We start from the raw sequence: 10,724 nt of genomic DNA, 5'->3' as shown, positions 1-10,724 counted from the left end.
GACGGTCTCGTCCGGCATCGCCTCAGGCTCCCAGTTCGTTGTCGATGAAGGCGAAGAGGTTGTCGTCGTCCGCCGCGTCGAGGTTTCCGGCGGCGGTGACGAGGCCCGAACCGTCCGCGGTGTCGTGCCGGGCGAGCAGTGCGTGCAGTCGCGAGATCACGCGGCTGCGGGTCTCGTCCCCCGGGCCGGTCCCGGCGAGGGCGGCGTCGAGCCGGTCGAGGTCGGCCAGGAGCGCGGCGGGGCCGGACTCGGCGCTCTCGACCACCAGTTGGTCCAGCAGGTGGTCGGCCAGGCGACTGGCGGTGGGGTGGTCGAAGACCAGCGTGGTCGTCAATCGCAGGCCGGTGGCGGCGCTGAGCTGGTTGCGGATCTCGATCGCGCTGAGCGAGCTGAACCCCAGGTCGACGAAGCCCGTGTCGGGGTCGACGGCCTCGGCGGAGGCGTGTCCGAGGACGGCGGCCGCGTGGCCGCGGACCAGGTCGAGCACCACCTGCCGTCGCTCGGACGGGTCGAGGGGTGCCAGACGGGCGCTGAGCGACGGCGTGTCCGGCCTCTCCCCTTCGGCCGTCCGCCGGACCGGCGGTGGAACGAGGGTACGCAGCAGCGCGGGCACCGGAACGCTGTCCGCGCGGGCCCGCAGGGCGGCCAGGTCCAGGCGTGCCGCCACCAGATGGGAGCGGCCGGTGGTGAGGGCGGCGTCGAGCAGGGTGAGGCCGTCCTGGTCGGTCAGAGCGGTTCCGCTGCCGGTCGCGTCCTCGCGTGCGGCGCCGTCGAGGTGGCCGGTCATGCCGGTGCCGGTGGCCCACATGCCCCAGCCGATGGAGAGGGCGTCCCCGCCCCGGGCCCGGATCCGGGCGGCCAGGGCGTCCAGAGTGGCATTGGCGGCGGCGTAGTTGGCCTGGCCGGCCGGCCCGAAGGTGCCGCCGGCGGAGGAGAAGAACACGAACAGTTCGGCCCCGGTCAGTCTGCTCAGGTGGAACGCCGCGTCGGCCTTGGGGCGCAGCACGGCCGCGACGCGCTTCGGTGTCATCGACTCGAAGACGCCGTCGTCGAGGACGCCCGCCGCGTGCACCACGGTGGCGATCCGGCGGCCGGTCAGCACCTCGGCGAGGCGGTCCGCGTCGGCGGTGTCGCAGGCCACGATGTCGGCCCGCGCGCCGAGGGCGGCGAGGTCGGCGGCGAGATCGGCGGCTCCGGGGGCGTCCGGGCCGGAGCGGCTGAGCAGGAGCAGGTCGGTGACGCCGTGGGCGGTGACGAGGTGCCGGGCCACCAGACCGCCGAGGACACCGGTGCCGCCGGTGACCAGGACGGTTCCGACGGGCAGCGCGGGCTCGCCCGCGGGCCGGGCCCGGACCAGGCGTGGCACCAGCAGGGAACCGCCGCGCAGCGCGGTCTCCGGCTCGTCGGGGACGAGTGCCTCGGCGAGCCCGGTGAGGTCGCCGTCGGTGTCGACGAGGACGAACCGGCCGGGGTGTTCGGCGTGTGCCGACCGGAGCAGTCCCCGGGCGGCCGCGCCGGGCAGGTCGGTGATGTCCTCGCCGTCCCGTACGGCGACGGAACCGCAGGTGAGCAGCGCGATGCGGGACCCGTCGAAGCGTCGGTCCGCGAGGAGGGTCTGTGCCGAGTCGAGCACCTCGGCCACCCGGCGGTGCACCGCCTGCGCGTCGTCCTCGTCCGGTGTTCCCGCCCCCGAGAGGAGGACGACCTCGGGCACGTTCATCCCCGCGTCGGCGTAGGCGAGCAGTGCGGCGGTGTCGGCGTGCCACTCGACGGCGAAGTTCTCCTCGGCCAGGTGGTCGGCCGCGCCGAGGACGTCGCCGCCGACCACGGCCCACGACGCGGGGAACGGGCCGGGCGCGGCGGACGTCCAGTCGGTCGTGAACAGTGCGTCGCCGGGCCCGTTCGCGGAGGCCAGCTGGGCGGCGGAGACCGGTCGGAGGTCCAGCGACTCGACATGGATCACCGGGGCGCCGGTGGTGGTCACGGCCTCCAGGCGTACGGCCTCCCGCTCGGCGGAGCGGCTCAGCCGGACCCGCAGTTCGGTACTGCCCGCCGCGTGCAGGGTGACGCCCTGCCACGCGAAGGGGATCCGCACCCCGCCGCCGCCCGGGAGGAGCCCTCCGGCACCGATGGCGTGCAGGGCGGCGTCGAAGAGGGCGGGGTGCACGGAGAACCCCTCGGCGCCGGCGCGGACGTCCTGAGGGAGCGTGACCTCGGCGAACACCTCGTCGTCCCGTCGCCAGACGGAGCGCAGGCCCCGGAAGGCGGGACCGTAGCCGTAACCGCTGTCGGCGGCGGGTTCGTAGAACCCGGTCAGGTCGACCGGTTCGGCGTCCGTGGGTGGCCACGGGACCGGCTCCGGGACGTACCCGGCCGGGTCGGCGGCCCGCACCGTGCCCCTCGCGTTGCGGGTCCAGGGTCCGTCGTCGCCCTCGATGCGGGAGTAGAGGGTGAGGGAGCGCGTGCTGTCCGTGGGAACGCTGTCCGCGATGACGGCCTGCAGGACGACCGCCCGTCCCTCGGGCAGGGTGAGCGGGGCCTCCAGGGCGAGGTCGTCCAGGTGCGGGCAGCCGGCCGACGTGCCGGCCCGGACGGCGAGTTCGACCAGTGCGGTGCCGGGGAGCAGGACGGTGCCCAGCAGGACGTGGTCGGCGATCCACGGGTGGGTGTCCGCTGCGATCCGTCCGGTGAGCAGCACGCCGTCCGTGCCGGCCACCGGAACCGCCGCGCCGAGCATCGGGTGGTCGGTGCGGTCGAGGCCCATGGCGGAGACGTCGGCGGGCAGCGCCCGGCTCTCGGGCCAGAAGCGGTCCCGCTGGAACGGGTAGGTGGGCAGCTCGACGCCGCTGCCGGTGCGGTCCTCCAGTACGCGCGTCCAGTCGACGGGGGCGCCGTGCACGTGGGCCTCGGCCAGCGCGGTCACCCAACGCTGCGCACCTCCCTCGCCGCGCCGCAACGTCCCCAGCACCACCCCCGCGCCGCCCGCGGCCTCCATGCTCTCCTGCACCCCGACAGCCAGCACCGGATGCGGACTCACCTCAACAAACAAGGTGCGGCCCTCGGTCAGCAGGGCCCGCGTGACCTCCTCGAACCGCACCGTGTTGCGCAGATTGCCGTACCAGTACTCCGCATCCAGCCCAGCGGTGTCCATCCGCACACCGGTCACCGTCGAATGGAACGGCACCGCCGAGGAGACCGGAGCGATCGGGGCCAGATCCTCCAGCAGCCGCTCACGGATCCGCTCCACCTGCGCACAGTGCGAGGCGTAGTCCACGGGGACCCGCCGCGCCCTGATGCCCTCCGCCTCGCAGTGCGCCAGCAGTTCCTCCACCGCAGCCGCCTCGCCGGACACCACCGTGGAACCAGGCCCGTTGACCGCCGCCACCGACAATCCCGGCCATCGTGCTGCCAGCTTCTCCGCCTCCACCACCGGCACCGCCAGGGACACCATCCCGCCCCGCCCCGCCAACTCCCCGGCGATCGCACGCGCCCGCAGAGCCACCACCCGCGCCCCGTCTTCCAACGACAGACCCCCGGCCACCACCGCCGCCGCGATCTCCCCCTGCGAATGACCCACCACCCCGGCCGGCACCACCCCCACCGAAGCCCACAGCTTCGCCAGCGACACCATCACCGCCCACAGGACCGGCTGGACCACCTCCACCCGCTCCAGCCCCACACCCTCACCCCGCACCACCTCCCCCAACGAGAAGTCGGTGAACGGCTCCAACGCCCTCCCGCACTCCGCCATCGCCTCGGCGAACACCGGTTCCCGCTCCAGCAACTCCGCGGCCATCCCCGCCCACTGCGACCCCTGACCGGGAAACACGAACACCGGAGACACCCGCGAACGCGCCACACCCCGCACCACACCCGGATGCGCCACACCCCCCGCCAACGCCCCCAACCCACCCACACGATCCGGACCCACCACCACCGCCCGGTGTTCCAGCACGGCACGTCCGGTGGCCAGCCGCCAAGCGGCGTCTGCGGGATCCGCTTCGTCCGCCACGGCGAGGAGCCTGGCGGCCGACTCCTGGAGGGCGGCCGCGCTCTTGCCGGACAGGATCCAGGGCGTCACCGGGAGAGCGGGCCGCACGGGCGCGCTGGCGTCCACGGGCGCGGGGGACGGAGCCGGTGCGCGGTATTCCTCCAGCACCACGTGCGCGTTGGTGCCGCTGATGCCGAAGGACGAGACAGCGGCACGGCGCGGTTGCTCCCCGCTCGGCCACTCCAGGGCCTGGGTGAGCAGCTCGACGGCCCCTGAGGACCAGTCCACGTGCGGCGTGGGCTCGTCCGCGTGCAGGGTCCGCGGCAGCACCCCGTGCCGCAACGCCTGCACCATCTTGATCACACCACCGGCACCCGCCGCGGCCTGCGTGTGCCCGATGTTGGACTTGAGCGACCCCAGCCACAAAGGCCGGTCGGCGGGCCGGTCCTGACCGTAGGCGTTCAGCAGCGCCTGCGCCTCGATCGGATCACCCAGAGTCGTACCGGTACCGTGCGCCTCCACCACGTCGATGTCCGCGGCGGTCAGCCGGGCCGCGGCCAGCGCGGCGCGGATCACACGTTCCTGCGAGGGACCGTTCGGGGCGGTCAGGCCGTTGGACGCGCCGTCCTGGTTGACCGCGGAACCGCGCACCACCGCCAGCACCTCGTGCCCGTTGCGGACGGCGTCCGACAGCCGCTCCACCAGCAGCACACCCACGCCCTCGGCCCAGCCGGTGCCGTCGGCGTCCGCGGAGAACGAGCGGCAGCGGCCGTCGGAGGCGAGGCCGCGCTGTCTGCTGAAGTCGACGAAGACGCCCGGGGTGGAGAGCACCGTGACGCCGCCCGCCAGTGCCATGTCGCACTCGCCGTTGCGCAGCGCCTGGCAGGCCAGGTGCAGGGTGACCAGGGACGACGAGCAGGCGGTGTCCACGGTCATGGCCGGGCCTTCGAGTCCGAAGGTGTAGGACACCCGGCCGGCCAGCACGCTGCCCGCGGTGCCGGTGCCGAGATAGCCCTCGACCCCCTCCGGCAGCACCGTCACGGTGGCGCCGTAGTCGTGGTACATGAGTCCGGCGAACACTCCGGTGGAGCTGCCGCGCAGCGAGGTCGGGTCGAGTCCGGCCCGTTCGAAGGCCTCCCAGGAGGCTTCCAGCATCAGCCGCTGCTGCGGGTCCATCGCCAGCGCCTCGCGCGGCGAGATACCGAAGAGCACGGGGTCGAAGCGGTCCGCGTCGTGGACGAAGCCGCCCTGGAGGACGTAGGACTTGCCGGCCGCGTCGGGGTCGGGGTCGTAGAGGGCCGTGGTGTCCCAGCCGCGGTTGTCCGGGAAGGGGCCGATGGCGTCGGAGCCCGTCGCCACCAGGCGCCACAGGTCCTCGGGGCTGTTCACCTCGCCGGGGTAGCGGCAGCTCATCGCGACGATGGCGATGGGCTCGTCGCTGCCGACGGTGCGGCCGGCCCGCACGGGCGCCGCGGTGTCCGCCCCGATCAGGCGGGGCAGGAGGTGGGCCACCAGGGCCTGCGGGGAGGGGTGGTCGAAGACGAGGCCCGCGGGCAGCCGCAGGCCCGTCACGGCGCCGAGCCGGTTGCGCAGTTCCACGGCGGTCAACGAGTCGAAGCCCAGGTCCTTGAACGGTCTGTGGTCCTCGATCGGCTCCGCGCCGGTGTGCCCGAGCACACCGGCGACCTCGGACCGCACCACGTCGGAGAGCAGCTCGGTGCGTTCGGCCTCGCCGAGGCCGGCGAGGCGCTCGCCCAGCGGGGAGGCGGCACCGCGCACCGCACGCCCCGCCTCGGGCAGGACGCGGCGGGTGACCAGACCTCGCAGCAGGGGCGCCACCGCGGCCGGGTCGCGGTCCGCGGCCTCCCGCAGCTCGGCGAGGTTCAGGCGGAGGGCGACCAGGTGCGGGGTGTCGCCCGTCCGGACGGCGTCCAGGACGGCCAGCGCTTCGTCGGTGGCCAGCGCGGAGCCCACCCGCCGGATCCTGGCCCGTCCCGTCTCGTCCAGCCCGGCGGAGATACCGGAGGTCTCCGCCCACAGGCCCCAGCCGACGGAGACGGCGCCCGGTCTGCGGCGGGCGACGGCGTCCAGGACGGCGTTCGCCGCCGCGTAGCCGGCCTGGCCGGCGGACCCGAAGGTCGCCGAGGCGGAGGAGAACAGCACGAACAGGGAGACGTCGCCGACCAGGTCGTCCAGGTGCAGCGCGGAGGCCGCCTTGGCGTCCAGGACCGCGTCGAGCCGGTCGGGGGTCAGGGAGGTGACCACGCCGTCGTCCACGATGCCGGCGGCGTGCACCACCCCGGTCAGCGGCCGGTCGGCGGGGAGGCCGGCGAGTACCTCGGCGAGCGCTTCGCGGTCGGCCACGTCGCAGGCGAGGGCACGGGCGCGGGCCCCCAGGGCGGCCAGCTCGGCGATCAGTTCGTCCGCCCCGGGCGCTTCAGGGCCGCGTCGGCTCACCAGCAGCAGGTCGCGGACGCCGTGTCGGGCGGCCAGGTGCCGGGCGACGCGGCCACCGAGGACGCCGGTGCCGCCGGTGACGAGTACCGTGCCGTGCGCCTCCGCCGGGTCCGGCGCGGCGGGGGGAACGGCGGCGCGGACGAGACGGGGCGCGAACAGCCGGCCTTCACGCAGGGCGAGTTGCGGTTCGTCGGCGTCCGCCAGGCCGGTCACCGGTGTGCAGCCGTCGGACGGGTCCAGGTCGAGCAGAACGAAACGTCCCGGGTGCTCGGTCTGCGCGCTGCGCACCAGCCCCCACACCGCGGCGGCGGCCGGGTCGACCGGGGTGTCCCCGGCGGGCACGGCGCCTCGGGTGAGCAGGACGAGCCGGGAGGCGGCGAAGCGCTCGTCGGCGAGCCAGGTCCGCACGTGGTCCAGGGCGCGGTGGGTGGCGCGGCGGACCGCGGCGGGCCCGTCGAGGGTCACCGGACCGTCGGGGTCCCCGTGGTCCGGGTCGGTGTGGACCGCCACCAGGGCGGGGGGCTCGGCCAGGGCCGCCAGTCCGTTCGCGCCGGTGACGACCGTCCACGGCGCGGCCGGGCCGGAGGCGGGCAGGGCGGTCCACTCGATCCGGAAGAGCGTGTCGGGCGGGATCCGGCCCTCCATGGGCGCCGCCGGTCGCAGCACCAGGGACTCCACGGAGGCGACCGGCCGTCCCGTCGGGTCGGCGAGTTCGAGCGAGACGGCGTCCGCACCGGTGGGGGTCAGGCGTACGCGCAGGGCGGTGGCACCCTTGGCGTGCAGGGTGACGCCGGACCAGCTGAACGGTATCCGGACGGCCGGGGCGTGCTGCGAGGGGCCGCTCAGGGCCGCGCAGTGCAGGGCGGCGTCGAAGAGGGCGGGGTGCAGGTCGAAGCCCGCGGCGTCCGGGGCGTCCGCGGTGTCGGCCACGACGGGCAGCGCCACGTCGGCGTACACCGCACCGTCGGGGGCGCGCCAGGCGCCGCGCAGGCCCTGGAAGAGTGGCCCGTAGTCGAGGCCGGCGGCCGCCGCGGTGGCGTAGAAGTCGTCCAGTACCACCGGTTCGGCGTCCCGGGGCGGCCACTCGGCCAGGGTTTCGCCCGCCGTCGGACGGGCGGGGGCCAGGACGCCGGTGGCGTGCCGGACCCAGCCGCCGTCGGTGCCGACGACCCCGTCGGCCTCGTCGGGCCGGGTGTAGAGGGCGATCTCCCGGGAGCCGTCCGCGAGCGGGGGGCCCACCTCCGCCTGGATCCGGAGACCGCCCGACTCGGGCAGGTGCACCGGGGTGTCCAGGGTCAGCTCGTCCACCACGGCGCAGCCCACCTGGCTGCCCGCGTGCAGGGCGAGGTCGACGAGCGCGGTGCCCGGAACGAGTACCGCACCGAGCACACGGTGGTCGTCGAGCCAGGGGTGGGTGGCGCGGGACAGCCGGCCGGTGAGCACGAGGCCCCCGTCACCGGCCACCGAGACGAGCGCGCCCAGCAGCGGGTGTCCGGCGCCGCTCAGCCCGGCCGTCCTGAGGTCGGCCGGGCTGCTGAGGGTCGGCCAGTAGTGCTGTCGCTGGAAGGCGTAGGTGGGCAGGTCCACCCGGCGGGGACTCCAGGGTTCCAGGACGGCCGCCCAGTCGGGGTCGAGCCCGGCGACGTGCAGCCGCGCCACGGCCCGCAGCAGGCTGTCCGTCTGGTCGCGGCCCCTGCGCTGGAGCGGAACGGTGACGGCGGTGTCGTCCACGGCGCCGATCAGGGCGCTGAGCAGCCCGTCGGGGCCCACCTCGACGTACCGGGTGACGCCGCGGCGTCCCAGTTCCTCGGCGGTGCCGGCGAACCGCACGGTCGAGCGGACCTGGCCGACCCAGTGCTCCCAGGTCGTCGGGTCGCTGTCGGGGCCGACGGTGGAGACCAGCGGGATCGTCGGCGGGTGGTACGTCAGGTCGCGGGCGATCGCGGCGAACTCGTCGAGGACGGGTTCCATCAGGTGCGAGTGGAAGGCGTGCGAGACCGCGAGCCGCTTGACCTTGCGGCCCTGACCGCGCAGCCGTTCCTCCAGCGCGTCGATCGCGTCGGCGTCACCCGAGACCGTCAGGGACGACGGCCCGTTGACCGCCGCGAGGTCCACGCCCGCGGGCAGTTCGATCTCGTCCTCGGCCGCCTCGACGGCCAGCATCGCGCCGCCCTCGGGCAGTTCCTCCATCAGCCGGCCGCGGGCCGCGACCAGGCGGCAGGCGTCGTCCAGCGACAGGATGCCCGCGACGTGGGCGGCGGCCAGCTCGCCGATCGAGTGGCCCGCCAGTACGTCGGGGCGCAGGCCCCATGACTCGGCCAGGCGGAAGAGGGCGATCTCGACGGCGAACAGGGCCGGCTGGGTGTGGACGGTGCGGTCCAGCGCCGCGCCGTCCTCGAAGACGATCTCCTTCAGCGGCCGTTCACCCCCGACCTTCTGACACACCGTGTCGAAGGCCTCGGCGAACACCGGGAAGGTGTCGTACAGGTCACGCGCCATGCCCGCGTGCTGCGCGCCCTGCCCGGTGAACAGGAAGGCGGTCAGGCCGGGCCGTACGGCGCCGGTGAGCACGTCGGCCCCGGTGCGGCCCTCTTCTACGGCTCGCAGGCCCGTCCGGGCGTGCACCAGGTCGGTGGCGAGGACCACGGCACGGAGCTCGTGGGACCGGCGGGTCGCGCCGAGGGAGTGGGCGAGGTCGACGAGTTCGGTGGCGGCGCCCGCCCCGTCGTCCAGGAAGGCACGCAGCCGTTCGGCCTGCGCCGCCAGGGCGGGCGCGGTCCGGCCGGACACCGGCAGCGGGACCGTGCCGGGGGCGGGTCGACGGGTCGCGGGCCCCTCGGCGGGGACCTCGACGGGTGCTTCCTCCAGGATGACGTGCGCGTTGGTGCCGCTGATGCCGAACGAGGAGACGGCTGCCCTGCGGGGCTGTTCGCCGGGTTCCCAGGGCTGCTCCGCGGTGAGCAGTTCGATGCGGCCCGAGGACCAGTCCACGTGCGGGGTGGGCACGTCGGCGTGCAGGGTGCGGGGCAGCACACCGTGGCTCATCGCCAGCACCATCTTGATCACGCCGGCGGCCCCGGCGGCGGACTGGGCGTGGCCGATGTTGGACTTCAGCGAGCCGAGCCACAGCGGACGGTCACGGCCCCGGCCGTAGGTGGCCAACAGCGCCTGCGCCTCGATCGGGTCGCCGAGCGTGGTGCCGGTGCCGTGCGCCTCGACCACGTCGACCTGGTCCGGCGTCAGGCGGGCGTCGTCGAGCGCGGCGCGGATGACTCGTTCCTGGGCGGGACCGCTCGGGGCGGTGAGGCCGTTGGAGGCCCCGTCCTGGTTGACCGCGCTGCCGCGGATCAGCGCGAGCACCGGGTGGCCGTTGCGGCGGGCGTCGGAGAGCCGCTCGACGAGCAGGACGCCGACGCCCTCGCTCCAGCCGGTGCCGTCCGCGTCGGCGGAGAAGGCCTTGCACCGGCCGTCGGAGGCCAGGCCGCCCTGGCGGTTGAACTCGTGGAAGGCGATCGGGTGCGGCATGACGGTGACCCCGCCGGCAAAGGCCATGGAGCAGTCGCCGGCGCGGATGGACTGGGCGGCCAGGTGCAGGGCGGTCAGCGACGAGGAGCACGCGGTGTCCACACTGACGGCGGGCCCCCGCAGGCCCAGGGTGTAGGCGATACGGCCGGAGAGTACGGCGGTGGCGCTGCCGGTGAGCTGGTAGCCCTCGGTGCCGGCCATGCCCGCCTGCATGTTGATGCCGTAGCCCTGCCCGGTGGTGCCGATGAACACGCCCGTACGGGAGCCGCGCAGCGTGTCGGGATGGATTCCGGCTCGCTCCATCGCCTCCCAGACCGATTCCAGGACCAGCCGCTGCTGCGGGTCCATGGCCAGCGCCTCGCGCGGGTTGATGCCGAAGAACGCGGGGTCGAACATGCCCGCGTCGTGCAGGAAGCCGCCCTGGGACGCTTCGGGCGCCGCGACGCCCTCGGCGCCCACGAGTGGACCGTCGTCCCAGCCGCGGTCGCCGGGGAACGGGGTGACGGCGTCCGTGCCGGAGGCGAGCAGCCGCCAGAGGTCCTCGGGTGAGCGCACGCCGCCGGGCAGGGTGCAGGCCACCGACACCACGGCCATGGGCTCGTGCTCCTGCGACTCGGCCTCGCGCAACCGCCGGCGCGTGTCGTGCAGTTCGGCGATGGCCCGGCCGAGGTAGTCACGGAGCTTGTGCTCGGTGGGGCTCTTGCTCGCTTCGGTCGTCATCGTGCTCTCCCGCGGGGTTCTTGGAGCGGCG

Annotated in this window: 1 protein-coding gene; it reads right to left on the bottom strand. The window is 74.9% G+C overall.

The genetic code is table 11. From position 1 onward, the window contains the following. Positions 1-22 precede the first annotated feature (22 nt). The gene (locus SAM23877_RS33805) at positions 23-10,693 is read right to left on the bottom strand and encodes a type I polyketide synthase (protein WP_053141467.1); all 10,671 of its coding nucleotides are present in this window, start codon (positions 10,691-10,693) and stop codon (positions 23-25) included. Positions 10,694-10,724 lie beyond the last annotated feature (31 nt).

It is taken from the genome of Streptomyces ambofaciens ATCC 23877, from assembly GCF_001267885.1.
In the GTDB taxonomy this organism is placed as follows: Bacteria; Actinomycetota; Actinomycetes; order Streptomycetales; family Streptomycetaceae; genus Streptomyces; species Streptomyces ambofaciens.
Note: the sequence above shows the minus strand (reverse complement) of the source record. Positions and strands in the feature narration are given on the sequence as shown.